A 25184-nucleotide genomic window follows, 5' to 3' on the forward strand; every position below is an offset into this window, starting at 1 on the left:
CCGACTTCACGCACCCGGCCTTCCGGTTCTACGCCGAGCGCGTCCTGACCAAGATCGTCGAGCGCTACCGGGACCACCCGGCGGTCGTCGGGTTCCAGGTGGACAACGAGCCGGGCCTGCACCTGCTGCACAACCGGGGGGTGTTCCAGCGGTTCGTCGACCACCTCGAGCACACGTACGGCGACGTCGAGACCCTCAACCGGGAGTGGGGCCTCGTGTACTGGTCGCATCGGCTGTCGACGTGGGCGGACCTGTGGACCCCGGACGGCAACGTGCAGCCGCAGTACGACCTGGCATGGCGCCGGTTCCAGGCGTCGCTGACCACCGAGATGATCGACTGGCAGGCCCGGGCGGTCCGCGCCCTGGCGCGCGAGGACCAGTGGGTCACCACGTGCATCGCGTACGACCGGCCCGCCCTGGAGGACGCCGACCTGGCCTCCGTCCTGGACGTGACGAGTGGGAACGCCTACTACGGCATGCAGGACTCGCTGCTGCACCCGAGCGCGACGGTCACGCCGCAGTTCTGGACCGCCCACGGCACGTGGGCGCTGTTCCAGGTGGGCGACGCGATGTTCTCCAGCCGCGGCGAGCCGTTCCTGGTGACCGAGACCAACGCGCAGTCCATCGGCGGCCCGAGCASCAACWACCCGGCCTACCCGGGCCAGTGGCGGCAGTCCGCGTGGGCGCTCGTCGCGCGCGGCGCCCGGATGGTCGAGTACTGGCACTGGCACACGCTGCACTACGGCGCCGAGACGTACTGGGGTGGGGTCCTGCCGCACAGCGGCCTGCCCGGTCGGCCCTACCGCGAGCTGGCCCTCCTGGGAGCCGAGCTCGCGCGGGTGGGCGGCACGCTGGCGGACGCGGTTCCCGACTCCGACATCGCGATCCTGTCGTCGACCGAGTCGCGGTTCGCGCTCGCGGCCCAGCCGCCGCTGCAGAAGGCGGACGGCACGGGCGACCCGAACAGCTACCCGCGGATCGTCAGCGCGTTCTACCGCGGTGCCTTCGACGCCGGACTGCAGGTGCGCGTGATCCGCCCGCGGTACGTGTTCGCCGAGGACCCCGCCGACGTCGTCGACACCCACCCCGTGCTCGTCGCGGCCGGGTACTACCCGGCCTCCGACGCCGACCTGGCCTGGCTGCTGCGGTACGCGGAGGCGGGCGGCCACCTGGTGGTCGGCCCGCGGACGGGGTATGCGGACCAGGAGGGCCGCGCCCGCGCGGAGGTCCAGCCCGCCCGGCTGTCCGGGCCGGCGGGCGCCTGGTACGACGAGTTCAGCAACCTCGCCGAGCMGGTCCGGGTCAGCGGCGCGCTCGCCGGGGAGGCGACCGCGTGGGCCGAGTGCMTGGTCGCCGACGGCGCGGACGTCCTGGCCACCTACGAGCACCCGCACCTGGGGGCCTGGGCGGCGATCACGACGCGCGCGCACGGCGCGGGCCGCATCACGGTCGTCGGCACCGTGCCGGGCCTCGACCTGGCCGCCTCGCTCGCGCGGTGGCTCGTCCCCGCGCCGCTCGCGGGCTGGGACGACCTGCCCGCCAGCGTCACCGTCCACAGCTCGTCCCGCCCGGACGGCAGTCGCGTCCACATCGTGCACAACTGGTCCTGGGAGGCCGTCACCGTGACTGCTCCGACCGATCTCGACGTCCTCGTCGCCGAGCGCGGCGGTGCTCCCGCGGACCCGCCGCCCGCGGACGGCCCCGGCCCGGCCCTCACCCAGGGCGACGAGGTCACGCTCGGCTCCTGGGACGTCCTCGTCGCGGTGACCCGGTAAGCCGCTGGACGGGCCGGTGCCGCTCGCGACCGACGAGGCCGGACCGTCGGCGGGGCGCCTGAAGCCCGTCGTGCGCCGGGTGGGGGAGCACGGACTCCGACCTGCCGCTGCACGCGTCGGGGGACGACGTCGTCGTCGCGCTCCCACCGTGACCGGAATGCAACCTGAAAACGCCACCACAGCACCAAATGTGAGCGCTAACATTCGAGCGAACCACCCGCGGGGGCGACTCGGCGGGGTTCGCGTGCCCGGTGTCCCGGGTACGCGACGCGGGCCGGTCGGCGTGGACCGGGGTCGCGTGTGCGTTTCTCGAGGAGGAGAAGCAGATGGTCAGCAAGATGTTCAGGACCCGGTCCATCGCGGCCGGCATCGCGGTGCTCGCACTCGGCCTTGCGGCCTGCGGCGGCGGGGGGGACGACGCCGGCGACGGGGCGACCACCGGCAGCAGCGGCGACAGCGGCGGGGACGCGATCACCGTCGGCTTCAGCCAGGTCGGCTCCGAGAGCGGCTGGCGTGCCGCCAACACGAAGTCCATCCAGGAGACTCTCACGGCGGAGAACGGGTTCGACCTGAGCTTCTCCGACGCCCAGCAGAAGCAGGAGAACCAGATCCAGGCGATCCGGTCCTACATCGCCCAGGGCGTCGACTACATCGCGTTCTCCCCGGTGGTCGAGTCCGGCTGGGACGGCGTGCTCGAGGAGGCCAAGGACGCTGGCATCCCCGTCATCCTCACCGACCGCGCGGTCGACTCCAAGGACACGTCGCTCTACAAGACGTTCATCGGGTCGGACTTCGTCAAGGAGGGCGAGCGCGTCGGTGAGTGGGTGTCCGAGAACCTCGGCACCGAGCCCATCAACGTCGTGGAGCTGCAGGGCACCACCGGCTCGGCCCCCGCGAACGACCGCAAGTCGGGCTTCGCGGACGCCATCAAGGGCAACCCGAACGTGAAGGTCATCGCCTCGGAGACCGGCAACTTCACGCGCGCCGAGGGCAAGACGGTCATGGAGGGCTTCCTCCAGGCCTACCCCGACATCGACGTGGTGTACGCGCACAACGACGACATGGGTCTCGGCGCCATCGAGGCCATCGAGGCGGCCGGCAAGGTGCCCGGCAAGGACATCAAGATCGTCAGCATCGACGGTGTCCACGACGGCATGGTCGCCCTGTCCGAGGGCAAGATCAGCTACATCGTCGAGTGCAACCCGCTGCTCGGCCCGGACCTGGCGGACATCATCAAGACGCTGAACGACGGCGGGACCGTCGAGCCGCGGATCGTCACCGAGGACGATGCGTTCACCCAGGAGCAGGCGATCGCAGCACTGCCCGACCGGCAGTACTGAGCCGACCAGCCCCGCTGCCCGGGGGGACCTCCACGTCCCCCCGGGCAGCACAGCCCTGCCGGTACCGTGGGACCGGCGCGGACGAAAGGTCGACGATGACCGAGACAGCTTCTTCGAACCCGATCGTCGTGATGTCGGGGATCTCCATCACGTTTCCGGGCGTCAAGGCGCTCGACACGGTCGACTTCCGCCTGTTCCCGGGCGAGGTGCACGCCCTGATGGGCGAGAACGGTGCCGGCAAGTCGACCCTCATCAAGGCCCTCACCGGCGTCTACTCGATCGACTCCGGGCGCATCGTCGTCGACGGTGAGGAGCGCACGTTCGCCGGTCCCGCGCAGGCGCAGGCCGCCGGGATCAGCACGGTGTACCAAGAGGTCAACCTCTGCGACAACCTGTCCGTGGCGGAGAACATCATGCTGGGCCACGAGGTGCGGCGCGCGGGCGTCGTCGACTGGCGGCGCACCCGCCGGGCGGCCCGCGAGCACCTGCGGACCATGAACCTCGACATCGACCCGAAGTCGTCGCTGTCGTCCCACTCGCTCGCGGTCCAGCAGCTGGTCGCGATCTCGCGTGCGATGGTCGTCGACGCGCGCGTCCTCATCCTCGACGAGCCGACGAGCAGCCTCGACGCCGACGAGGTGGCCCGGCTGTTCGACGTTGTGCGCGGGCTGCGCGACCGCGGCGTCGCCATCCTGTTCGTCTCCCACTTCCTCGACCAGGTGTACGCCATCAGCGACCGCATGACGGTGCTGCGCAACGGCGCCCTGGTCGGGGAGTACCGCACGGCCGAGCTGCCGCGCGTCGAGCTGGTGCAGAAGATGATCGGCCGCGCGCTCGAGGTGCTCGAGCAGCTCGAGGAGGCGCCCAAGCGGTCCGTCGCCGAGCGCGCCGACACGACGCCGTACCTGCAGGCGATCGGCCTCGGGCGCAAGGGCACCATCGAGCCGTTCGACCTGGACGTCTACTCGGGCGAGGTGGTGGGCCTGGCCGGCCTGCTCGGGTCGGGGCGCACCGAGCTGGCCCGCCTGCTGTACGGCGCCGACCGCGCCGACAAGGGCGAGATCCGGGTCGAGGGCCGTCCGACGAAGATGCGGACGCCGCGCTCGGCGCTGGCTCGCGGGATCGTCTACTCCTCCGAGAGCCGCAAGACGGAGGGCATCGTCGGCGACCTGACCGTCCGCGAGAACATGGTGCTCGGCCTGCAGGCGGAGCGCGGCTGGCTGCGCCGGGTGTCCAAGCGGAAGTCCGACGAGGTGGTGGACCGGTACGTCAAGGCGCTCGGCATCCGCCCGGCCAACCCGGACGCGATCGCCGGCAACCTGTCGGGCGGCAACCAGCAGAAGGTGCTGCTCGCGCGGTGGCTGGCCACCCAGCCCAAGCTCCTGCTGCTCGACGAGCCCACGCGTGGCATCGACGTCGGAGCGAAGGCCGAGATCCAGCGGCTCGTCGCCGACCTCGCCGCGCAGGGCATGGCGGTCGTGTTCATCTCCGCGGAGCTGGACGAGGTCCTGCGTCTCTCGCACCGCATCGCCGTCCTGCGCGACCGCAAGCTCGTCGCGCAGATCACCAACTCCGACGACGTCACCACCGACGACGTCGTGCACCTCATCGCCAGCGGTGGGGACGAGGGGACTGCCGCATGAACGCCATCGGCTCGATCGCCCGCCACCGGCTGTTCTGGCCGGTCGTCGCGCTCGCGGTGCTGCTCCTGGCCTGCGTGCTCAAGTCGCACACGTTCCTGGACATCGAGGTGCGCGACGGCCACCTGTTCGGCGGGCCCATCGACATCGTGCGCCGCTCCAGCGTGCTGCTGCTCGTCGCCCTCGGCATGACGCTCGTCATCGCCACCCGCGGCATCGACCTGTCCGTCGGCGCCGTCATGGCGATCGCCGGGGCCATCGCGCTCACGCAGATCGCCGCGTCGCCCGACCCCGGCTCGGTGGCGACGGTGCTCAGCGCGATGGGCGTCGCCGTGCTGGTCTGCCTGCTCATCGGCGTGTGGAACGGCTTCCTCATCGCCGTCGTGGGTATCCAACCCATCATCGCGACGCTGATCCTCATGACCGCGGGCCGCGGCATCGCGATGCTCATCACGGGCGGCCAGATCACCACGGTCACCAGCGCGCCGTACAAGACGATCGCGTCGGGGTACTGGCTCGGGCTGCCCGTGGCCGCGTTGATCGCCGGGTTCTTCTTCGTCGCGACCGCCCTGATGACCCGGCGCACCGCGCTCGGCGTCCTCATCGAGGCCGTCGGCATCAACCCGTCGGCGTCGCGCCTGGCCGGGGTCCGGTCGCGGACGATCATCTGGACCGTCTACATCCTGTGCGCGTTCTTCGCGTGCATCGCCGGGTTCATCAAGAGCTCCGACATCATGGCGGCCGACGCCAACAACGCCGGCCTGTTCATCGAGCTGGACGCCATCCTGGCCGTGGTCATCGGCGGCACGTCGCTGGCGGGCGGCAAGTTCTCGCTGGCCGGCACGCTCGTCGGCGCGCTCGTCATCACCACCCTGACGTTCTCGGTGACGATCCTCGGCGTGCCCGTGAACGCGGTCTCGCTGTTCAAGGCGCTCGTCGTCATCGCGGTCTGCCTGCTCCAGTCGCCGGTGGTCCGCTCCAAGATGCGGTCCCGACGACCGACGACCGCGACTGTTCCCACGGAGGTGCCTGCCTGATGGCGACCGACCAGATCACCTCCACCACGCTCCCGGCGGGCGAACCGACGCCCCTGGGCGCCGTGGCTCGCCGCTTCCGGATCGACGAGCGCTACCTGCCCGTCCTCGGCGCCGTCGTCGTCCTGATCGCGATGCTCGTCATCGGCGGCTCGCTGTACGAGAACTTCCTCACCGGCCGCGTCGTGGCCAACGTGCTCATCAACAACTCGTTCCTGGTCGTGCTCGCGGTCGGGATGACCTTCGTCATCCTCACCGGCGGCATCGACCTGTCCGTGGGCGCGGTCGTCGCCCTGTCCAGCTGTGTCGCCGCGTGGATGTTCACGCACGGCTACGGCGCCGCGGTGGCCATCCCGGCCGTGATCCTCGTCGGCACGGTCATCGGGCTGGTGGTCGGCGTGATGGTCCACGTGTTCGAGATCCAACCGTTCATCGCGACCTTGGCGGCGATGTTCCTCGCGCGCGGCCTGTGCTACATCGTCGCGCCGGAGTCGATCCCGATCGAGGACCCGACGATCGTCGCCCTCGCCCGCACCCGGTGGGGCACCGACGACGGGCTCGTCATCACCCCCAGCGGCGTCATCGCCCTGGCCGTCGTGCTCGTCGCGTTCGTCACGCTGCACTACACGCGGTTCGGACGCACGGTCTACGCGATCGGCGGCGGCGAGCAGTCCGCCAGGCTCATGGGTCTGCCGGTCGCCCGCACCAAGGTGCTGGTCTACGTCATCAGCGGCACGTGCGCGGGGCTCGGCGGCCTGCTCTTCGCGATCTTCTCGCGGTCCGGCTATGCGCTGACCGGCGTCGGCATGGAGCTCGACGCCATCGCCGCGGTCGTCATCGGCGGCACCCTGCTCACCGGCGGCAGCGGCTTCGTCCTCGGGTCCGTGCTCGGCGTGCTCGTGCTCGGGCTGATCCAGACGATCATCACGTTCCAGGGCACCCTGAGCTCGTGGTGGACCAAGATCTTCATCGGCGCCCTGCTGCTGATCTTCGTGGTCCTGCAGCGCCTGCTGGTCATCCGCAGACGTTGACTCGAGCCGCGCTCATGGCCGGGACGCGAAGCGCTCCAGCAGGTCGGCGTGGCCCGAGACGATGATCAGGTCGTTGCCCGACAGGCGCGTCTCGGGCGTCGCGTAGACGAAGTCGATGCCCGGGCTCTTCACGCCGATGACCGTGACCCCGTACCGCTCGCGGACCCTCGACTGCGAGAGCGTGAACCCCAGCGTCTCCTTGGGCGGGCGCATCTTGACGATCGTGAACCCGTCCTCGACCTCGATGTAGTCGAGGAGCTTGCCGGACACCAGGTGCGCCACGCGGGCACCGGCGTCGGCCTCGGGGAGCACCACGTGGTGGGCCCCGATCCGCTGCAGGATGCGCGCGTGCTCGTTGCTGACGGCCTTGGCCCAGATCTGCGGGACGCCGATGTCGACGAGGTTGCCCGTGATCAGCACGGACGCCTCGAGGTAGGAGCCGACGCCGACGACCGCGACGGGGAACTCCCGCGCGCCCAGCTGCTCGAGGGCCTCGGGGTTGGCCGCGTCGGCCTCGACCAGCGCGATCCGGCCGGCCCACTGCGCGACCAGCTCCGGGTTGCGCTCGACGGCGAGCACGTCCTGCCCGAGCCGGTCGAGGGTGGCGGCGATGGAGGACCCGAACCGCCCCAGCCCGATGACGAGCACGCCGGAGTCCTTCTTGGGCGTGCGCGGCGCGTTGTGCGTCCCCTTGATCGGGTCGCGAAACTTCTCAGCCAATGATCGGCCTCTCTTCCGGTAGCCGGATCACCCGACGACGGTTGCGCAGCGCGAGCGCGGCCGCAAGCGTCATCGTGCCGGTCCGGCCGATGAACATGAGAACGGTCAGCACGTACTTGGCGGGGTTGGGCAGGTCAGGGGTGATCCCGGTGGACAACCCGCAGGTGGCGAACGCGGAGATGACCTCGAACAGGACGCGGTCCAGGGCGAGGTCGGTGAGGGACAGCAGGACCAGCGACGACACCAGCACGAGGGTCGCCGAGACGAGCGAGACGGCGATCGCCACCTGCAGCGCCTCGCGCGGGATGCGTCTGCCGAACGCCTCCACGTCCTTGTCGCCACGGCCCTCGGCCAGGATCGCGAGCAGCATGACGGCCAGCGTCGTGACCTTGATGCCGCCGGCCGTCGACGCCGAGCCGCCGCCCACGAACATGAGCGCGTCCATGAGCAACCAGGTGCTCTCGTGCATCTGCCCGACGTCCACGGTGGAGAAGCCGCCCGACCGCGGCATGACCCCGGCGAACAGCGAGGCCAGCGCGGTCGCGTTGAAGCCCAACGGAGCGAACGTCTCCGGGTTGGTCCACTCGAACGCCGCGACCAGCACGGAGCCGGCGACCAGCAGGGCGACGCTCGTGGTCACCGTCAGCTTGGAGTGCAGGCTCCACCGCCGGGCCTCGCGCAGGTTGCGGGCGACGTTGAGGATCACGGGGAAACCGAGCGAGCCGATGAACACGCCGACGATGATGGGCATCAGCACCCACCAGTCCGACACGAACGGCTCGAGCCCCTCCGGCGTCGGAACGAAGCCCGCGTTGTTGAACGAGGAGATCGCGTAGAAGACCGAGTGCCACGCCGCCTCGCCCAGGTCCTCGTGGAAGATGAGGAACCGCGGGAACAGGACGAGCGCGATGATGAGCTCGAGCGAGACGGACGTGATGATGACCGTCCGGATCAGCGACCCGACCTCGCCGAGGCGCGTCTCCTTGGTCTCCGACGAGACGAGCAGCTTCTGCGTGAGCCCGATCCGGCGGGAGACGGCCATGCCGAGCAGCGACGCGAGCGTCATGACGCCGAGACCGCCGATCTGGATGGCGATCAGGATGACGACGAGCCCCCACGCGGACCAGTACTCGCCCGTGTTCACGACGACCAGGCCCGTCACCGTGCTGGCGGACGTCGCGGTGAACAGCGCGTCCACGAACGGGGCGCGGTGTCCGCTGGCGGTCGCCCAGGGTGCCGACAGGCCCAGCGTGACCATGCCGATGACGAGGCCGAACACACCGAGCGCGAGCCGGGCGGGGGACTGCCGTGCGGACTGGTCGACAAGCTCGCGCACCCGCCACGCCACGCCCGGGCCACCCCGCGCCATCGCACCTCCCCGCACCGGCCGGCGCCTGCCGGACGGGGCAACTCTGGCACGCGCGGGCCGTGTCGCTCGACCCGACAGGCGCTCGCGTCCTCGTGGGCTGCGTGGGCACGGATCGACAGGCGGCCGGGCGGGTGCGACGGTGAGCGCATGACGTCGTCGGCACCCGTGCGCGTGGTCTGGTCGCGCGAGATGCTCGCGTACGACTTCGGCCACGGCCACCCGATGACGTCGGAACGCCTCGACCTGACCATCCGGCTGGCTGAGGAGCTGGGGCTCTTCGACGGACCGGGCGTGGAGCTGGTCGGCGCGCAGGTCGCGTCGGACGCCCTCCTGCAGACCGTCCACGACCCCGCGTACGTCGCGGCCGTGCGACGCGCGTCCGACGACGGCACTCCCGACCTGGCCTACGGCCTGGGGACCAGCGACGACCCCGTCTTCCCGCGGATGCACGAGGCGTCGGCGCTCGTGGTGCAGGGGTCGGTCGACTCGGCGCTCGCCGTGTGGGAGGGCCGGGCCGAGCACGCCGTCAACGTCACGGGCGGCCTGCACCACGCGATGCCGGCCGCCGCCTCGGGGTTCTGCGTCTACAACGACGCCGCGGTGGCCATCCGCGCGCTGCTCGACGCCGGCGTCAGCCGGGTCGCCTACGTCGACGTCGACGCCCACCACGGCGACGGCGTGCAGGCGGTGTTCTGGGACGAGCCCCGGGTGCTCACCGTCTCGCTGCACGAGACCGGGCAGGCGCTGTTCCCCGGCACCGGCCACGCGCGGGAGACAGGCGGACCCGGCGCTGACGGCTCGGCGGTCAACGTCGCCCTGCCCTCGGGCACCGGCGACGCGGGCTGGCTCCGCGCCATCGACGCGGTCGTCCCTGCCGTGGTCCGCGCGTTCGACCCGCAGGTGCTGGTCACCCAGCACGGCTGCGACACCCACGTGCTCGACCCGCTCACCCACCTGCGCGTCAGCGTGGACGGGCAGCGGGCCGCCGCCGTGATGCTGCACGACCTCGCGCACGAGGTGGCCGACGGGCGCTGGGTCGCGCTCGGCGGAGGCGGGTACGCGGTCGTGGACGTGGTCCCCCGCGCGTGGACCCACCTGCTCGGCATCGCGACCCACCGCCCGGTGGACCCCGCCACCGAGATCCCCGACGACTGGCGGGCGCTGGTGCGGGAGCGCTACGGCCGCCTCGGCCCGGACCGGATGACCGACGGGCGCGACGCGCGGTTCAGCCCGTGGTCCGCCGGATACGACCCCGCCGACGACGTCGACCGCGCCATCCGGGCGACGCGCGCGGCCGTGTTCCCGGCGCTGGGCCTCGACCCGGACCACGACTGAGCAGCGCAGACCGGGAGAGACCCCGCTGGGCCACACGGGCGACGTCCCAGGCGTCCCCTCTTTCCCACCTGTCCCACGCGCGACTACTCTGGTCCGGCACCCGCTGGAGGGTGCGCGGGCCCGCCGCGCCGACGGGCGGAATGGACGAGACATGAGCGAGCAGCGCGACCAGGCCGGCCGCACGCGGTTCCTCACGGTCCTCGAGGTCGCCGACGTGATGCGCGTGTCGAAGATGACCGTGTACCGGCTGCTGCACTCGGGGGAGCTGCCCGGGGTTCGCGTCGGTCGCTCGTTCCGGGTCCCGCAGGACGCGCTCGACCACTACCTCGCCACGTCGCCCGCCGTCGAGGCCCGTGAGCAGGACCGCCAGAGCTCCTGACCTCTCGTGAGCCAGGCGTGTCGTCGGGGGCCCTGCCGATCGCGTAAGGTAGAGCCTCGGACTTTGTTCGTGCGTGGGCGACTCGATTGCACTCGATCTCTTCTACGCGTCGATCGACCACCAGAACGGCCCGTCTGCCGGGTCTCCATCGGAAGCGAAGTGAGGACCCCATGGGCTCCGTCATCAAGAAGCGCCGCAAGCGGATGGCCAAGAAGAAGCACCGCAAGCTTCTTCGCAAGACGCGCCACCAGCGCCGCAACAAGAAGTGAGCCACGCGGCCCGTCTGGGTCGCTAGGCAGTCGAGAGGCCCGGCACGTGCCGGGCCTTTCGTTTGCCCGAACACGCCTTCTACAACGATGTAGAGTTGCTCTGGTCTGCGACTCTGTCCCAGGGGTCACGCGTACGAGGAGACAGCGATGAGCACGGCCAGGCGTGGAGCCGCGGTGACGATGCACGAGGTCGCCGCGCGAGCAGGGGTGTCGATCAAGACCGTCTCCAACGTGGTCAACGGCTACCAGTACATCCGGCCGGCGACCAAGGAGCGGGTCGAGGCCGCGATCGCGGACCTCGGGTACCAGGTGAACATCTCGGCGCGGAACCTCCGCCGCGGCCGGACGGGCATCATCGGGCTCGCGGTACCGGAGCTGTCGCTGCCCTACTTCGCGGAGCTGGCCGACTCGGTCATCCGCGCCGCCGAGGCGCGCGGGCTCACCGTGCTCATCGAGCAGACCGGGTCCGTGCGCGAGCGCGAGCTCGAGGTGCTCTCAGGCCAGCGCCGGCACCTCACGGACGGGCTGATCTTCTCGCCGCTGGAGCTCGGACCTCAGGATGCTGACGCCCTGCAGGTCGACTTCCCCATGGTGCTGCTGGGCGAGCGCATCTTCGGGGGGCCTGCGGACCACGTGACGATGAACAACGTCGAGGCGGCCCGCGCCGCCACCCAGCACCTCCTGGACCTCGGGCGGCGGCGCATCGCCGTGGTCGGCGCGCACGAGGGCGAGACCGTCGGCTCGGCCGCGCTGCGCGTGCAGGGCTACCGGCAGGCGCTCACGGAGGCCGGTCTCCCCGTGGACCCGGCCCTCGTCGGCGAGGCGGGTCTGTGGCACCGGGCGACGGGTGCCGAGACCATGGCCCGGCTGCTGGACTCCGGCGTCGAGATCGACGCCGTCTTCGGCCTCAACGACGCCCTCGCGCTCGGCGCCCTGCACGTCCTGCACGCGCGCCGCATCGACGTCCCGGGGCAGATCGCGGTCATCGGCTTCGACGACATCGAGGAGACCGCGTACTCCTCGCCGACGCTGTCCACGGTGGCGCCGGGACGCGAGCAGATCGCGGCGACGGCCGTCGAGCTGCTGCTCGCCCGCATCGAGGATACCGAGCCCGGCCGACCGTTCGAGCAGGTCATCACCGACTTCGAGATCGTCGGCCGGGAGTCGACCCTCGGCGAGCGCGTACCGAGCGCCTGAGCGGGCTCAGACCGCGTCGAGCCTGGTCAGGCGCTGGTCGACCAGCCAGCCGCTGACCAGCAGCGGCACGGTCGCCCCGGCCAGCGGGACGAGCACGGGGACGGCGCTGAACGTGACCGCGAGGACCACGAACGCGGCCAGCACCGCGAGGCTCGTGAGGGGCCAGAGCAGCGGCGCGACGGCGACGAACCGCCACGTGCGGGTCACCGGTGCGTCGTCGTACCGCCGGGCGACGGGCACCAGCGTGGCGAGCGCGACCGTCAGGTAGGTGGTCAGGACGACGACGCCCACCGTCAGCGCGGCCTTCGTCGGACCCGCGGACGCGGCGGCGAGCACCGACGCGTCGACCGCCAGGAGCACGAACCCCGCGGTCAGGGGCGCCCCGAGGAGGTTGAGCCGCCGGAAGCCGGCGCGGTAGGCGGACCAGAACTCGCGCCACAGGTGCTCGGACGGCGAGCCGCCGACGAGCCGGGCGAGCAGCCCGCCACCGGCGCCCAGCGCCGGGTACGCGCCGAGCACGACCCCGCCCGCGAGGGTGCCGAGGAGCACCAGGACGTTCACCGCGACCACCTGCGTGCCGGCGCGCAGGAACACCATGACGCGTCCGGCCCAGCCGCCGACGGCGTCGTCGTCGTGCGTCGCGGCGCTCACGGTCCCACCCGGGTGCCGAGCGTCGCGTTGCCGTCGGCGTCGAGGCCGGCGAACGAGACCGTGCGCACGCCGCGGACGGCGTCGACCGACCCGAAGGCGACGAGCTCGAAGCCGGGCGAGGCGAACCGCCCGTCGCCGTGGCTGCGGACCGTCGCGAGGAGCTCGTCGCCGACCACCTCCGTCCGGGACGTCGTGACGCTGCCGGCCGTGGCCCGGTCGAAGGTCACCAGCTCCCACGTCCCGGCCAGCGCGGCCGGGTCCGTGGGGCGGTCGTCGTCGTCGGGCTCGGCGTCGCCGGCCCAGGGCTGCGGCGACACGACGGGCCAGCCGTCCGCTGTCCAGACGAGCCGGCGCACCTGCACCTCGTGCTGCGTGGGGTCGCCGGCGTCGCGGACGTGGTGGACCAGCAGCTGGCGGTCGCCGTCGACGAGCACCGAGGCGTGGCCCGGGGCCAGCCACGCGCGGCCGCCGTCCAGCGCGTGACCGGCGAGCACCAGGGTGCCGACGAGGGCCGGGTCGCCCTCGAGGTCCGTGAGATCGCGCCCGGTGCGGTCCACGTAGGGACCGGTGAGCGACTCCGAGACGCCGACCCGCACGTGGTACGTCGAGAAGAGGGAGTCGTAGGAGAGCACGAGGGCGTAGCCACCGCCGGGCCGCGGCAGCACGAACGCGCCCTCGACGGCGCCGTCGACGCTCCGTGGCCGGCGGGCGAGCGGGATGCCGGGGGCGTCGCCGACCGCCAGGCCCGTCGCCGGGTCGAGCTCGAGCGCGTGGATGCCGCCGAAGAACGAGCCGTAGACCAGCCAGTGGCGGCCGTCGGCGTCGACCACCGCGTTGGCGTCGATGGCGTTCGGCCCGTCGACGTCGTGCCGGCTGGTCACCACCAGCCCGCGGTCCTCCCACGGGCCGGTCGGGTGCCCGGCGACCGCCAGGCCGATGGCCGACGTGCGCGAACCGAACGTCGACGCCGACCAGTACATGCGCCACTCGTCACCGACCCGCACGACGTCGGGCGCCCACAGGCCCTCGGCCCCGGACCAGGCGGCGCCGTCGGCGGGCACCCCGTCGAGCGCCCACCCGTGGAACTCCCAGGTGACGAGGTCCTTCGAGCGCCGCACCTGCACGCCGGCCCGCACGGGACCGTCCGCCCATGCGTCGGTGGAGAACAGCCAGTACGTGCCGTCGTCGTCGCGCACCGCGGTCGGGTCGTGCGCGTGCCGGCCGCCCCACAGTGAGGGGTCGGGGAGCATCTCGGGAAGCACGGTGTCAGCCCTTCGAGCCGGTGAGCGCGACGGACTCGATGATCTGCCGCTGGAAGATCAGGAAGACGACGAGGATCGGCAGCAGCGCGACGAACGACGCGGCCATGATCAGCGGGTAGTCCCGCTGCGTCGCGAACTCGACGTTGAGGTTGGCGATCACCACCTGGAGCGTCTGCTTCTCCGGGGAGTTCAGGTACAGGATCGGCGCGAGGTAGTCGTTCCAGATGTACATGAACCAGAGGATGAACTGGGCGGCGATCGCCGGGCGGATCATCGGCAGGATCATCACGCGGAAGATCTGCAGGTAGGACGCGCCGTCGATCTTGGCGGCCTCGATCATCGAGTCGGGGACCGTCGACAGGTACTGCCGCAGGAAGAAGATCATGATGATGTTCCCGAAGAGCAGGGGGACGATCAGCGGCAGCAGGGTGTCCACCCAGTGCAGCCGAGAGAACATCACGAACTGCGGGATCATGATCGTCGGGTACGGCACCATGAGGCCCGAGAGCAGGACGAGGAAGATCGCGTTCTTGTAGGGCAGCCGCAGCTTGGCCAGCGCGAACGCGGCCAGCGCGGACGTGAACGTGCCGATGACCGTCACGCTCAGCGCGACGATGAGGCTGTTCTTGAAGCCCGACAGGATCGGGGCCTCGGTCCACATCCGCACGAACGTGTCCCACTGCGGCGGGTCGGGGATCCAGACCGGCGGCAGGGCGAAGACCTGCACCTTGGTCTTGAGCGCCGTCGTGAACATCCAGAGCAGCGGCGCGAGCATCACCAGCGAGCCGACGGCGAGCAGGGCGAACAGCGCGGCGTTGCCGAGGCGGCTCTCGCGCTGGGCGCCCGTCCGAGGACGCTCGGTCGGCGGCGCCTGGATGGGCGGCTTCATCAGGGTCGTAGCCATGGCTGCGTCTCCGTCTCTTCCTCAGTCGATGCTGAAGCTGTTGCGCCGGTTGAGGCGGAACTGGATCAAGGTGATGACGAAGACGAGCACGCCGAGCACGATCGACATCGCCGTCGCGTACCCCATCTGCTGGTACTTGAACGCCTTGCGGACGATGTACCAGACGATGGAGGCGGAGCTGAACTCGGGGCCGCCTGCCGGGGTCATGATGTTGATCTCCGTGAAGATCTGGGACCCGGCGATGATGTTGGTGACGACCAGGAAGAAGGTCACCGGTCGCACCATCGGCAAGGTGATGTGCCGCAGCCGCTGGAACGAGTTCGCGCCGTCGAGCGCCGCGGCCTCGTGCAGCGACGCGGGCACGCCCTGGATCGCGGCCAGGTACAGGAGCATCGAGTACCCGAGCCCCTTCCAGATGGCCATGATGATGATGGCGGGCTTGACGGTCGCGGTGTTCTGCAGCCAGTCGGGCCCGTCGATCCCGAACCAGGCGAGCACCTGGTTGATGAGGCCGAAGTCGCCGTTGTAGGCGAACTGCCACACGATCGCGATCGCGGCGAGCGAGGAGATCACCGGCACGTAGTAGATGGTCCGGAACGCCGTGCGCCCGCGGATCTTCCGGTTGAGCGCGAGCGCCAGGAGCAGCGAGAGCGCCAGCCCGATCGGGATGCCGATCATGTAGAAGACGGTGTTGTAGAGCGAGATGCGGAAATACTCGTCGCCGAACAGCGTCACGTAGTTGTCGAGGCCGACGAACGTCATCGGGCCCAGGCCGTTCCAGCTGGTCAGCGACGCGTAGACCGCGAAGCAGATCGGGTACAGCGTGAAGAGCAGGTACCCGAGGATCGGCGCAGCGACGAACGCGAGCGCCCACCGGTGCTCGGCGCGGTGCAGGCGGCGGTTGGCCCGCTTCGCCCGCTGCTCGGGCGTGAGGCCGGCGCCGGTCGACGTCGACTCGATGGTCGCGGTCATCGCGAAGGTCCTTTCCGGGGGACCCCGCCGCCCGGGAGCGTGCCCGGGCGGCGGGATCGGGGAGGGGTGGAGCTAGTTGCCGGCCGCGGCCTGCTCGGCGTTGTCGTTCGACTCGTCGAGGAGCTTCTGCATCTTCGGCTGCTCGTCGGCCAGGTAGTCGGCGGCCGTCTGCTTGCCGTCGAGCACCGGCTGGATGTTGGTCCAGAGCTCGTCGTACCACTCGGCGCCGTAGGTGAAGGCCGCCGGCATCGCCCGGCCGTAGTCCTGCGCGATGTCCAGGAACTCCTGGCGGTTGGCGGGCTCGGAGTCGGTCTCCGCCGCCCACGTCTGGGCCATGTCGACGAGGTTCGGGATCTGCACCCCGGCGTCGACGAGGGTCTGCTGCGCGGTCGGGTCCGCCGACAGGTACGTGACCAGCTTGACGGCGTCGTCGGGCAGCTTGCTCGTGGCGGAGACCCCGATGCCGAGCGAGCCGACCCAGGTGGCCGCCCCGCCGTCACCCACGGTCGGCCAGGGGATCAGGTCGTAGTCGAAGTCGAGCTTGTTGTACGTGCTGACGTCCCACGGGCCGACGGGGAAGAAGCCGATCTCGCCGGCCATCCACCGCTGGTAGGTGTCGAGCGTGGCGGCGTCGGAGGCCGACGGCGTGACCTGGTCCACGTTGGTGAGGTCCGCGAACTTCTGCAGCGCGTCGGCGAACTCGGGGGTGTCCACCGTGACCTTGGTGCGGTCCTCGTTGGTCCAGTCGCCGCCGTTGCTCCACACCATCGACTGCAGGTTCCACTGGACGTTGAGCCCGGTGCCCCACTGGTCCACGGCGCCGTCACCATCGGTGTCCTTGGTGAGCTGCTTGCTGATGTCGACGAACTGGTCCCACGTCAGCGGGGTGTCCTTGTCGGGCAGCGGGATGCCCGCGGCCTCGAGCATCGTCTTGTTGTAGCCGAACGAGAACGGGCCGACGTCCTTGGGCAGGCCGTAGAGCTTGCCCTCGGGCGTGCCCTGGAGCTTGCCGTCGAAGCGGTAGGAGTTCACGCCGTAGGGCCAGATGTTGTCCAGGTCGATGCCGCTGGCCGCAACCTCGTCGGTGATGTCGGCCAGGACGCCCGAGCTGACGTACGACTGCAGGCTGGCCTGCTCGATGTAGAACACGTCGGGCACGTTGTTGCCGGCCACGGCCGCCTGGAGCTTGGTGGCGTACTGGTCGGCGTCGGTGACGATGACCTTCACCTTCACGCCGGTGTCCGCCGTGTACTTCTTGATGGCGGCCTCGTACGCCGCCTTCTCGTCCGCGCCTCCGCGGAACATGAACGTGATCTGCTTGTCGCCGCCGTCGCTTCCGCCGTCGCCGCCGCTGCACGCCGTGAGCGCCAGCATCCCGGCGACCGCGGCGAACGCGGCGCCGGCGATGAGCTTGTTCCTCTTCATCGTCCTGCCTCCCATATCCCAAGGATGTGTGAGGTCACGGTCGCGTCAGGACCGCCGTGGGGCTGGTCCGTCAGGGTCGTCGTTGACCTCGTTCCGTCCGATCAGCGCTGCATCTACAACGTTGATCTACAACGATGTAGAAGATGGCACGAGAGTCGGCACGCGGTCAAGCCACGAACTCGTAACGGTCGGTTGACGCCGTCGGAGGGGCCGTGCATGATGCGTCTACAACGATGTAGAAGCGACCGATGGCGAAGGGGCTGACGATGTCGATCCATGCGCAGACGCCGCCCATGGGATGGAACAGCTGGGACAGCTACGGGACCACCGTGACGCAGGACGAGGTCCTGGCGAACGCCCGTGTGCTGGCCGAGCGGCTGCTGCCGCACGGGTGGGACACGGTCGTCGTCGACATCGACTGGTACGACCCGCAGGCCCGTGCGCACGGGTACAACGACGGCTCGTCGCTGGTCCTGGATGCCTTCGGCCGCCAGCTCCCGGCCGAGAACCGGTTCCCGTCGGCCGCCGGCGGACGCGGCTTCGGGCCGCTCGCCGACGCGGTGCACGAGCTCGGGCTGCGGTTCGGCGTGCACATGATGCGCGGGATCCCGCGGCTCGCGGTCGAGCAGGACCTGCCCGTCGAGGGCACCGGCTGGACCGCCCGCGACGCCGCGGACACCACCTCGGTGTGCCCCTGGAACGTCGACAACTACGGTCTCGACCACGACCACCCGGCGGCGCGGGCGTACCTCGACGGACTGGTCGCGCAGCTGGCGGATTGGGGCGTGGACTTCCTCAAGGTCGACGACATGCTCGCGCCGTACCACCCCGACGCGATCGAGGCGTGGGCGCGGGCGATCGAGCGCTCCGGCCGCGACATCGTCCTCTCGCTCTCGCCGGGCACCCACCTGTCGACCGCCCAGGTCGAGCACCTGCGGGAGCACGCCCAGATGTGGCGGATCTCCGACGACCTCTGGGACCGCTGGGAGGACGTGCACGCGCAGTTCGCGCGGCTCGCCCGGTGGGCGCCGCTGCAGCGACCCGGCGGGTGGGCCGACGCCGACATGCTGCCGCTCGGGCGCATCGGCCTGCGAGCGGAGCGCGGCGACGACCGGCAGAGCCGGCTGACCTACGACGAGCAGCGCACGATCCTCACGCTCTGGGTCATGGCCCGCTCGCCGCTGATGGTCGGGGGAGACCTGCCCACCAGCGACCCGGCGACCCTCGACCTGCTGGCCACCCCCGCGGTCGGCCACGTCCTGCGGTCGGCGACGGACGGCCGGGAGGTCGTCCGCGAGCCGCTCGACGACGGCGAGCTGATCGTGTGGACCGCCGTCGAGGCCGCGACCACGTACGTCGCCGCGTTCTGGACCGGCCCGCAGGCGCGGACCGTCTCGCTCCCGCTCTCCTCGCTGGTCGGCCACGCCGCCGCGAGGGACGCCTGGACCACCCGCGACCTGTGGGAACCCGGCGTCACCCCCGACCTGCACGCGACCGCGTGGGAACCGGAGGGCGCACTCGTCCTCGAGGTCCCGTCGCACGGTGTGCGCTGGACCGCACTCGATCACCGACCGAACCAGGAGACCTCATGATCCCCGTCCGACTCACCCTCGACCCGGCCTTCCGGGTCGGCCCGGTCCGCCGGCGCACGTTCGGCTCGTTCGTCGAGCACCTGGGCCGCTGCGTCTACACCGGCATCCACGACCCCGAGCACCCGACGGCCGACGCCGACGGGTTCCGCAAGGACGTGCTCGAGCTGACCCGCGAGCTCGGCGTCAGCACCGTGCGCTACCCGGGCGGCAACTTCGTCTCCGGCTACCGCTGGGAGGACGGCGTCGGCCCGCGTGACCAGCGCCCGGCGCGCCTCGACCTCGCGTGGCACTCGACCGACCCCAACACGGTCGGCGTCGAGGAGTTCATGCGCTGGGCCAAGCTGGCCGAGGTCGAGCCGATGATGGCCGTGAACCTGGGCACGCGCGGCGTGCAGGAGGCCGTCGACCTGCTCGAGTACTGCAACGTGCAGGGCGGCACCCGCCTGTCCGACCAGCGCCGCGCCAACGGCGCCCCCGACCCGTACGACATCCGCATGTGGTGCCTGGGCAACGAGATGGACGGTCCCTGGCAGATCGGGCACAAGACCGCCTACGAGTACGGCCGGCTGGCCGCCGAGACCGGCCGCGCGATGCGCATGGTCGATCCCGACCTCGAGCTCGTCGCGTGCGGCTCGTCGGGCGTGGCCATCCCGACCTTCGGGGAGTGGGAGCGCATCGTGCTCACCGAGGCGTACGAGCAGGTCGACCTCATCTCCGCCCACGCGTACTACTGGGAGGAGGACGGCGACCTCGGCTCGTTCCTGGCCTCGGCCGTGGACATGGACCACTTCGTGGAGTCCGTGAGCGCCACCGCCGACGCCGTGCGCGCGCACAAGAAGCTGGACAAGCGCATCCACATCTCGTTCGACGAGTGGAACGTCTGGTACCAGCACCGCGCCGAGTCGAAGCCGCCGACCGGGCACGACTGGCCCGTCGCGCCCGTGCTGCTCGAGGACAAGTACAACGTCGCCGACGCCGTCGTCGTCGGCAACCTGCTCATCTCCCTGCTGCGGCACACCGACCGCGTGCACTCCGCGTCGCTGGCGCAGCTGGTCAACGTGATCGCGCCGATCATGACCGAGCCGGGCGGCCGGTCCTGGAAGCAGACGATCTTCCACCCCTTCGCCCAGGCGTCGCGCTACGCGGTCGGTGACGTGCTGCAGGTCGCGGTCGAGTCGCCGACGTACGAGACGGCGAAGTACGGCGACGCCGCGCTGGTCGACGCCGTCGCGACGCGGGACCCGCAGACCGGCGCGGTCGCGCTGTTCGCGGTCAACCGCTCGCTGACCGGGACCGTCACGCTCGAGGTCGACGCCCGCTCGCTGCCCGGCCTGCGCGTCGTCGAGGCGACCACGCTCGCCAACCCCGACCACACGTGGTCGGCGACGGCCGACGACGACTACTCCGTGGTGCCGCGCGCCAACGCGTCCGCGGTCGTCCGGGACGGCCGGCTCACCGTCGACGTGCCGCCGGTGTCCTGGAACGTCGTCCGGCTGGGGGTCTGACCGCCGTGCGCAGAGCCGTCGTGGCGGGCGTCGTCGCTCTCGCCCTGCTGGGGGGAGCCGGCGCCGCGGCAGTGCTGCGGTCCGACCCGGCGCCCGCCGCGACGGCCCTCTCCCTCAGCGGGGACATCCACACCCACGACCCCGCGCTGGTCGCGGGCGCCGAGGGCGAGCCCTGGTACGTGTTCTCCACCGGCGACGTGCGCGAGGGGCTCGGCTCGCCGCAGATCCGGCGGTCCACCGACGACGGCCTGACCTGGGAGCTCGTCGGCACCGTCTGGGACGCCGACACCCGGCCCGAGTGGGTCTACGACGCCGTGCCCGGGGTGTCCAACTTCTGGGCGCCCGAGGTGATCGAGCACGACGGCACGTTCTACCTGTACTACGCCGCGTCCACGTTCGGCTCCAACAAGTCGGTCATCGGCCTCACGACGAACACCACGCTCGACCCGGACGACCCCGACTACGCGTGGGTCGACCAGGGCGAGGTCATCCGGTCCGAGCCGGGGGAGACCGACTACAACGCGATCGACCCCGGCGTGGTCGAGGACGCCGACGGCACACCCTGGATGGCGTTCGGCTCGTTCTGGGGCGGCATCCAGCTGGTCGAGCTGACCTGGCCGTCCGGCAAGCCCGTCGAGGGTGCCCAGCCGACGACGATCGCCAGCCGCACCTCGCCGCCGAACGCGATCGAGGCGCCGTACCTGGTGCTGCACGACGGCTGGTACTACCTGTTCGTCTCGCGCGACGCCTGCTGCCAGGGCACCGAGTCGACGTACAACATCGCGGTGGGTCGCTCGCGGGAGGTCACCGGTCCGTACGTCGACCGGGAGGGTTCGGAGATGACCCTCGACGGCGGCGAGCAGCTGCTGACGTCGACCGGCGACATGGTCGGTCCCGGCGGGCAGTCCGTCTCGCGCGGGTATCTCGCGTTCCACTACTACGACGCGGCCGCGGGCGGTGACTTCCGCCTCGAGATCCGCAAGCTGGCCTGGGACGACGAGGGGTGGCCCGTCGCGACGACGCGCGACGAGCAGGACGGCTAGAGCGGGCGCTCCAGCACGTAGTCGTCCTCGACGCGCGTGCCCACGGTGAAGTGCTTGGTGCCGACGACGGCGAAGCCGGACCGCACGTAGAACCCCTGCGCCCGCGCGTTCTGCTGGTTGACGCCGAGCCAGATGCCCTGCGCCCCGCGGTCCCGTGCGGCCTCCAGCGAGGCTTCCATCAGCGCGTTCGCGATGCCGGCGCCGTGGTGGTCCGGGTGCACGTAGCACTTGGACAACTCGATGGTCGGCCGCAGGTGCAGGGCCGCGCGGACGTCGCCGTCGGCGGGCTCGCCGGCGACCAGCATGGTGTAGCCGACCAGCCCGCGGTCCTCGGCGACCAGGACGGTCCGGTGCGGGTCCTCGAGGTACTCCGCGAACCGCTCGGGGGAGAGCGCCGCGTCGATGAACGCCTGCTGGTCCTGCGCGGTCGACCCCGGCGGGCACGCGAGCGGGAACGTGAGGGCGGCCAGCGCCGCGAGCGCGCCGAGGTCGGCGTGCACGGCCGGGCGGATCATCGTCTCGATCGTGGTCACAGGTCGTCCTTCCCGGTGCCCCGCCAGGTCCGCAGGGCGGCGCGGGTGATGAGCCCGGCGGCCCACGCGGCGCCCGCGAGGCTGGCGACGGTGGTGCCGCGGCGGGCGTTGCGGCGGCGGTTGCGGAACTCGCGGACCGGCCACCCCACCTCGGCGGCGTAGTGGCGCAGGCGGCGGTCGGGGTTGATGGCGCAAGGAAAGCCCACCTCGGACAGGATCGCCACGTCGTTGGTGGAGTCGCCGTACGCGTACGACGCCGCCAGGTCGATCCCTTCCTCCTCGGCGATCGAGCGCACGGCGTCGGCCTTCGCCTGCCCGTGCAGCATGTCGCCGACGAGGCGGCCGGTGTAGAAGCCGTCCCGGTGCTCGGCGATGGTGCCGAGCGCCCCCGTGGCGCCCAACCGGCGCGCGATGAGCGAGCCGATCTCGACGGGGGTCGCCGTCACCAGCCAGACGGAGTGGCCGGCCGCGATGTGCTGGTCGAGGAGCCGCTGCGTGCCGGGGTAGATCCGCAGGCAGAGCACCTCGTCGTAGACGTCCTCCGCGATGGCGGTGACCTCGGCCACCGAGTGGCCCTCCATGATCGACAGCGCCCGGCTGCGGACCTCGTCGATCTGGTGCTTGTTCTCCCCGAACGTGAGGTAGCGGAACTGGTGGAGGCCGAACTGGACGAGGTCGCGCTTGCGGAAGAAGCCCCGCCGGTACAGGCCCACGGCCAGGTGGAACGAGCTGGCGCCGCGGATGATCGTGTTGTCGACGTCGAAGAACGCGCCCACGCCAGGACCGTCCGGACCTGACCCCGGGTCCCGCAGCACGGGAGCGGGGGCGGCGGTGTTCCCGGACGCCTGACGCACCTGGTCACTGTAACGAGGCTCGAGACCCGCGACGGGTGAACGACGGGTGCCGGTCGGTGAGAGCCTGGTGGCATGACGGTGAACAGTCGGGTGGTCCTCTACGGCCGTGCGGGCTGCCACCTGTGCGACGAGGCTCGCGAGGTGGTGCGGACGGTCTGCGCGGAGACCGGCGACACCTGGACCGAGGTCGACATCGACGCGGCCGGCCAGCAGACGGGTGAGGCGGGCCGGGACCTGGTCGACGAGCTCGGCGAGCTGGTCCCGGTGGTCGAGGTCGACGGCGTCCAGCAGGGCTACTGGCGGATCGACGCGGCGCGTCTGCGTCGAACCCTTACGGCCGCCGGGTCCCGACCCCTAGCCTGACCAGCAGGACCCGGGCGACCGGGTCCGACGGGGCGTCGCGGGAGTCGATGTGGACACGCAGCGAGGTGGATCCCGGGCGCACGGCGGGGCGGCGGAACCCGGTGCGACCGGGCGCCTGCGCGCGCGCGACGTGCCGCCCGCGACCGTCGCCCGGCTGCCCGGCTACCTGCGCGCGCTGCACGCCCTGACGGCCGAGGGCGTGGTCACGACGTCGTCGGAGGAGCTCGCGTCGGGGGCGGGGGTCACGCCGGCTCAGCTGCGCAAGGACCTGTCGTTCCTCGGCTCGTACGGGCGGCGCGGCGTCGGCTACGACGTCCTGCACCTGTCGGAGCAGATCGCGGTCGTGCTGGGCCTGACGACGCAGCGGCGCGTCGTCATCGTGGGCATCGGCAACCTGGGGCACGCGCTGGCCAGCTACTCGGTGTTCGCCGAGCGCGGGTTCGCGGTGGTGGGCCTGGTGGACGCCGACCCCGCCGTGGTGGGGACGACCGTGGCCGGGCTCGTGGTGCAGCCGTCGTCCGCCCTCGCCGAGGTCGTCAGCGCCAACGACGCGACGATCGGCATCATCGCGACGCCCGCCGCGGGGGCCCAGGACGTCTGCGACGCGCTCGTCGAGGCGGGCGTCGTCGGCATCCTCACGTTCGCCCCGCGGGCGCTGCGCGTGCCGGAGCACGTCGACCTGCGGGCGGTGGACGTGGCCTCCGAGCTGCAGATCCTGGCGTTCCACGACCGCCGCCGCACGGCCACCGGTGCCTGAGCACGCGAACGGCCGGGCCCTGATGGACCCGGCCGGACGTGTGGTGCGAGCTGTGTCAGCCCTTGATGATCGAGACGTCGAGCGCGATGACGGCCTTGTCGGAGACGAGCACGCCTCCGGCCTCGAGCGCCGCGTTCCAGGTCAGGCCGAAGTCCTTGCGGGAGATGGTCACGCTGGCCTCGAAGCCCGCACGCGTGTTGCCGAACGGGTCCACCGCGGTGCCGTTGAACTCGGTATCGAGCTCGACGGACTGCGTGACGCCGTGGATCGTCAGGTCGCCGACGATGACGTAGTTCTTGCCGGCCTCGCGGACCTCGGTGGAGACGAACGACCACTGGCCGAACTTCTCGACGTCGAAGAAGTCGCCGCTCTTGAGGTGGCCGTCGCGGTTGGCGTCGCCGGTGGTGACGGTGGACGGGTCGAGCGTGACGGAGACCGACGTGCTCGCCAGGTCCTCCCCGACGACGACGGTGCCCTCGGTGACCGCGACGGTGCCGCGGACCTTGGAGATGCCGGCGTGACGAACCGTGAACGCGGCCTCGGTGTGCGAGGCGTCGACTGCCCAGGTGCCCGTCGTGAGACCGGCGGGAAGAACGGCGGTGGTGGTGGTGGTCATGGGGAAGTCCTCCGTGGTTGTTGAAGCGTCAACCAAACTTGTTAGTTCAAAGTTGTACTACACTCGCACCGGGCTCGCAACCCCAGACCCGAGGACGGAGGCCCCGTTGTGACCACTGACACATCCACCACGGTGGAGTGGCTGACCGCCGAGCAGCAGACCCACTGGCGCGCGTTCCGCGGCGGCGCGGCCCGCCTCTTCGCCGCCCTCGAGCACGAGCTCGAGCGCGACACGGGTCTGTCCACGCACGAGTACGAGGTGCTGGTGCGCCTGTCGGAGGAGCCGGCGCGGACGTTGCGCATGGCCCAGCTGGCGGACAACATCGCGCACTCGCGCAGCCGCCTCACGCACACCATCCGGCGGATGGAGGAGCAGGGGCTCGTCACCCGGGCGCCCTGCCTCGAGGACGCGCGCGGCGTGAACTGCGTCATGACCGACAAGGGCTGGGAGGTCCTCGTCGCGGCCGCCCCGAAGCACGTGCAGTCGGTGCGGGACCACCTGGTCGACGTGCTCACGGACGAGCAGTTCGCGGCGCTCGGCGACGCGATGGAGGCGGTGCGCCTGCACCTCACGGGTGGCGCGTGTCACGTCGAGGAGGACGCTTCCGCGTGCTGAGCG

25 protein-coding genes are annotated in these 25184 nt (G+C 71.2%); 15 read left to right on the forward strand and 10 right to left on the reverse strand.

The genetic code is table 11. The features are described 5' to 3' along the window. From ACXJKA_RS17560 to yjfF, 5 genes are all read left to right on the forward strand, one after another. Positions 1 to 1775, forward strand: a 1775-nt coding sequence (locus ACXJKA_RS17560; RefSeq protein WP_456826483.1) for a beta-galactosidase, incomplete at its 5' end; no start/stop codon positions are given. A gap of 326 nt (positions 1776 to 2101) precedes the next feature. After that, positions 2102 to 3115 carry an ABC transporter substrate-binding protein gene (locus ACXJKA_RS17565; RefSeq protein ID WP_456826484.1) on the forward strand — a complete coding sequence of 338 codons (1014 nt, stop codon included), beginning with the start codon at positions 2102 to 2104 and terminating at the stop codon, positions 3113 to 3115. Positions 3116 to 3210: 95 nt separating this feature from the next. Then, positions 3211 to 4758, forward strand: a complete 1548-nt coding sequence (locus tag ACXJKA_RS17570; protein ID WP_456826485.1) for a sugar ABC transporter ATP-binding protein — start codon at positions 3211 to 3213, stop codon at positions 4756 to 4758. Then, a complete protein-coding gene (locus ACXJKA_RS17575; protein ID WP_456826486.1) occupies positions 4755 to 5792 on the forward strand; it encodes an ABC transporter permease in 1038 nt (345 codons plus the stop codon). Before ACXJKA_RS17570 ends, ACXJKA_RS17575 begins: the two co-directional genes overlap by 4 nt. Then, the gene (gene yjfF, locus ACXJKA_RS17580) at positions 5792 to 6820 is read left to right on the forward strand and encodes a galactofuranose ABC transporter, permease protein YjfF (RefSeq protein WP_456826487.1); all 1029 of its coding nucleotides are present in this window, start codon (positions 5792 to 5794) and stop codon (positions 6818 to 6820) included. Before ACXJKA_RS17575 ends, yjfF begins: the two co-directional genes overlap by 1 nt. Before the next feature lie 12 nt (positions 6821 to 6832). On the opposite strand, the gene ACXJKA_RS17585 is transcribed toward yjfF, so the two are convergent. Continuing rightward, on the reverse strand, positions 6833 to 7540 hold the full coding sequence (locus ACXJKA_RS17585; RefSeq protein ID WP_456826488.1) for a potassium channel family protein: 708 nt from the start codon (positions 7538 to 7540) through the stop codon (positions 6833 to 6835). Continuing rightward, positions 7533 to 8909, reverse strand: coding sequence for a TrkH family potassium uptake protein (locus tag ACXJKA_RS17590; RefSeq protein WP_456826489.1), 1377 nt, complete (start codon positions 8907 to 8909; stop codon positions 7533 to 7535). Before ACXJKA_RS17590 ends, ACXJKA_RS17585 begins: the two co-directional genes overlap by 8 nt. A 147-nt stretch (positions 8910 to 9056) precedes the next feature. Between ACXJKA_RS17590 and ACXJKA_RS17595 the strand changes: the two genes are divergently transcribed. The 4 genes from ACXJKA_RS17595 (at position 9057) to ACXJKA_RS17610 (ending at position 12089) form a co-directional block, all read left to right on the forward strand. Continuing rightward, positions 9057 to 10244, forward strand: coding sequence for an acetoin utilization protein AcuC (locus ACXJKA_RS17595; protein WP_456826490.1), 1188 nt, complete (start codon positions 9057 to 9059; stop codon positions 10242 to 10244). A gap of 151 nt (positions 10245 to 10395) precedes the next feature. Further along, positions 10396 to 10623, forward strand: coding sequence for a helix-turn-helix domain-containing protein (locus ACXJKA_RS17600; protein WP_456826491.1), 228 nt, complete (start codon positions 10396 to 10398; stop codon positions 10621 to 10623). Positions 10624 to 10793: 170 nt separating this feature from the next. Then, positions 10794 to 10892, forward strand: coding sequence for a 30S ribosomal protein bS22 (locus ACXJKA_RS17605; protein ID WP_003792170.1), 99 nt, complete (start codon positions 10794 to 10796; stop codon positions 10890 to 10892). Positions 10893 to 11039: 147 nt separating this feature from the next. Beyond that, positions 11040 to 12089, forward strand: a complete 1050-nt coding sequence (locus ACXJKA_RS17610; RefSeq protein WP_456826492.1) for a LacI family DNA-binding transcriptional regulator — start codon at positions 11040 to 11042, stop codon at positions 12087 to 12089. Positions 12090 to 12095: 6 nt separating this feature from the next. On the opposite strand, the gene ACXJKA_RS17615 is transcribed toward ACXJKA_RS17610, so the two are convergent. From ACXJKA_RS17615 to ACXJKA_RS17635, 5 genes are all read right to left on the reverse strand, one after another. After that, positions 12096 to 12740 (reverse strand): YesL family protein, encoded by a 645-nt coding sequence (locus ACXJKA_RS17615; protein ID WP_456826493.1) that lies wholly within the window; start codon positions 12738 to 12740, stop codon positions 12096 to 12098. Then, a complete protein-coding gene (locus ACXJKA_RS17620) occupies positions 12737 to 14002 on the reverse strand; it encodes an arabinan endo-1,5-alpha-L-arabinosidase (protein ID WP_456826494.1) in 1266 nt (421 codons plus the stop codon). The genes ACXJKA_RS17615 and ACXJKA_RS17620 overlap by 4 nt, the downstream gene beginning before the upstream one ends. A 4-nt stretch (positions 14003 to 14006) precedes the next feature. Next, positions 14007 to 14906: a carbohydrate ABC transporter permease gene (locus ACXJKA_RS17625; protein WP_456826495.1), complete on the reverse strand. Its 900-nt coding sequence runs from the start codon at positions 14904 to 14906 to the stop codon at positions 14007 to 14009. Positions 14907 to 14927: 21 nt separating this feature from the next. Then, entirely contained in the window at positions 14928 to 15878 is a 951-nt protein-coding gene (locus tag ACXJKA_RS17630; protein ID WP_456826496.1) for a carbohydrate ABC transporter permease, read from the reverse strand. A 72-nt stretch (positions 15879 to 15950) separates the two neighbouring features. Continuing rightward, entirely contained in the window at positions 15951 to 17303 is a 1353-nt protein-coding gene (locus ACXJKA_RS17635; RefSeq protein WP_456826497.1) for an ABC transporter substrate-binding protein, read from the reverse strand. Between the two features lie 248 nt (positions 17304 to 17551). Between ACXJKA_RS17635 and ACXJKA_RS17640 the strand changes: the two genes are divergently transcribed. The 3 genes from ACXJKA_RS17640 to ACXJKA_RS17650 are packed head-to-tail and all read left to right on the forward strand — an operon-like array spanning position 17552 to position 21443. Further along, complete coding sequence (locus ACXJKA_RS17640) at positions 17552 to 18895, forward strand: alpha-galactosidase (protein ID WP_456826498.1); 1344 nt, start codon at positions 17552 to 17554, stop codon at positions 18893 to 18895. Next, positions 18892 to 20400 (forward strand): arabinosylfuranosidase ArfA, encoded by a 1509-nt coding sequence (gene arfA, locus ACXJKA_RS17645; protein ID WP_456826499.1) that lies wholly within the window; start codon positions 18892 to 18894, stop codon positions 20398 to 20400. The genes ACXJKA_RS17640 and arfA overlap by 4 nt, the downstream gene beginning before the upstream one ends. Positions 20401 to 20405: 5 nt before the next feature. Next, the gene (locus tag ACXJKA_RS17650) at positions 20406 to 21443 is read left to right on the forward strand and encodes an arabinan endo-1,5-alpha-L-arabinosidase (protein ID WP_456826500.1); all 1038 of its coding nucleotides are present in this window, start codon (positions 20406 to 20408) and stop codon (positions 21441 to 21443) included. On the opposite strand, the gene ACXJKA_RS17655 is transcribed toward ACXJKA_RS17650, so the two are convergent. Further along, positions 21440 to 21967, reverse strand: coding sequence for a GNAT family N-acetyltransferase (locus ACXJKA_RS17655; protein WP_456826521.1), 528 nt, complete (start codon positions 21965 to 21967; stop codon positions 21440 to 21442). The genes ACXJKA_RS17650 and ACXJKA_RS17655 overlap by 4 nt on opposite strands. A gap of 5 nt (positions 21968 to 21972) precedes the next feature. After that, complete coding sequence (locus ACXJKA_RS17660) at positions 21973 to 22791, reverse strand: HAD family hydrolase (protein WP_456826522.1); 819 nt, start codon at positions 22789 to 22791, stop codon at positions 21973 to 21975. A 111-nt stretch (positions 22792 to 22902) separates the two neighbouring features. Here ACXJKA_RS17660 and ACXJKA_RS17665 point away from each other — a divergent pair, with 111 nt between their 5' ends. Both ACXJKA_RS17665 and ACXJKA_RS17670 read left to right on the forward strand, forming a co-directional pair. Beyond that, positions 22903 to 23193 carry a glutaredoxin family protein gene (locus ACXJKA_RS17665; RefSeq protein WP_456826501.1) on the forward strand — a complete coding sequence of 97 codons (291 nt, stop codon included), beginning with the start codon at positions 22903 to 22905 and terminating at the stop codon, positions 23191 to 23193. A gap of 49 nt (positions 23194 to 23242) precedes the next feature. After that, on the forward strand, positions 23243 to 23950 hold the full coding sequence (locus ACXJKA_RS17670; protein WP_456826502.1) for a redox-sensing transcriptional repressor Rex: 708 nt from the start codon (positions 23243 to 23245) through the stop codon (positions 23948 to 23950). 55 nt (positions 23951 to 24005) lie between these two features. On the opposite strand, the gene ACXJKA_RS17675 is transcribed toward ACXJKA_RS17670, so the two are convergent. Next, positions 24006 to 24566 carry a YceI family protein gene (locus tag ACXJKA_RS17675; RefSeq protein ID WP_456826503.1) on the reverse strand — a complete coding sequence of 187 codons (561 nt, stop codon included), beginning with the start codon at positions 24564 to 24566 and terminating at the stop codon, positions 24006 to 24008. Positions 24567 to 24674: 108 nt separating this feature from the next. Between ACXJKA_RS17675 and ACXJKA_RS17680 the strand changes: the two genes are divergently transcribed. Beyond that, a complete protein-coding gene (locus ACXJKA_RS17680) occupies positions 24675 to 25181 on the forward strand; it encodes a MarR family winged helix-turn-helix transcriptional regulator (RefSeq protein ID WP_456826504.1) in 507 nt (168 codons plus the stop codon). Positions 25182 to 25184 lie beyond the last annotated feature (3 nt).

Source organism: Cellulomonas sp. P5_E12, assembly GCF_054049315.1.

What these genes read in the sequence shown, in the direction of transcription:
- ACXJKA_RS17675 (WP_456826503.1), bottom strand. Translation starts at nt 24,566, where the DNA reads ATGACCACCACCACCACCGCCGTTCTTCCCGCCGGTCTCACGACGGGC.
- ACXJKA_RS17600 (WP_456826491.1), top strand. Translation starts at nt 10,396, where the DNA reads ATGAGCGAGCAGCGCGACCAGGCCGGCCGCACGCGGTTCCTCACGGTC.
- ACXJKA_RS17625 (WP_456826495.1), bottom strand. Translation starts at nt 14,906, where the DNA reads ATGGCTACGACCCTGATGAAGCCGCCCATCCAGGCGCCGCCGACCGAG.
- ACXJKA_RS17590 (WP_456826489.1), bottom strand. Translation starts at nt 8,909, where the DNA reads ATGGCGCGGGGTGGCCCGGGCGTGGCGTGGCGGGTGCGCGAGCTTGTC.
- ACXJKA_RS17570 (WP_456826485.1), top strand. Translation starts at nt 3,211, where the DNA reads ATGACCGAGACAGCTTCTTCGAACCCGATCGTCGTGATGTCGGGGATC.
- ACXJKA_RS17565 (WP_456826484.1), top strand. Translation starts at nt 2,102, where the DNA reads ATGGTCAGCAAGATGTTCAGGACCCGGTCCATCGCGGCCGGCATCGCG.
- ACXJKA_RS17610 (WP_456826492.1), top strand. Translation starts at nt 11,040, where the DNA reads ATGAGCACGGCCAGGCGTGGAGCCGCGGTGACGATGCACGAGGTCGCC.
- arfA (WP_456826499.1), top strand. Translation starts at nt 18,892, where the DNA reads ATGATCCCCGTCCGACTCACCCTCGACCCGGCCTTCCGGGTCGGCCCG.
- yjfF (WP_456826487.1), top strand. Translation starts at nt 5,792, where the DNA reads ATGGCGACCGACCAGATCACCTCCACCACGCTCCCGGCGGGCGAACCG.
- ACXJKA_RS17575 (WP_456826486.1), top strand. Translation starts at nt 4,755, where the DNA reads ATGAACGCCATCGGCTCGATCGCCCGCCACCGGCTGTTCTGGCCGGTC.
- ACXJKA_RS17595 (WP_456826490.1), top strand. Translation starts at nt 9,057, where the DNA reads ATGACGTCGTCGGCACCCGTGCGCGTGGTCTGGTCGCGCGAGATGCTC.
- ACXJKA_RS17635 (WP_456826497.1), bottom strand. Translation starts at nt 17,303, where the DNA reads ATGAAGAGGAACAAGCTCATCGCCGGCGCCGCGTTCGCCGCGGTCGCC.
- ACXJKA_RS17640 (WP_456826498.1), top strand. Translation starts at nt 17,552, where the DNA reads ATGGCGAAGGGGCTGACGATGTCGATCCATGCGCAGACGCCGCCCATG.
- ACXJKA_RS17630 (WP_456826496.1), bottom strand. Translation starts at nt 15,878, where the DNA reads ATGACCGCGACCATCGAGTCGACGTCGACCGGCGCCGGCCTCACGCCC.
- ACXJKA_RS17605 (WP_003792170.1), top strand. Translation starts at nt 10,794, where the DNA reads ATGGGCTCCGTCATCAAGAAGCGCCGCAAGCGGATGGCCAAGAAGAAG.
- ACXJKA_RS17665 (WP_456826501.1), top strand. Translation starts at nt 22,903, where the DNA reads ATGACGGTGAACAGTCGGGTGGTCCTCTACGGCCGTGCGGGCTGCCAC.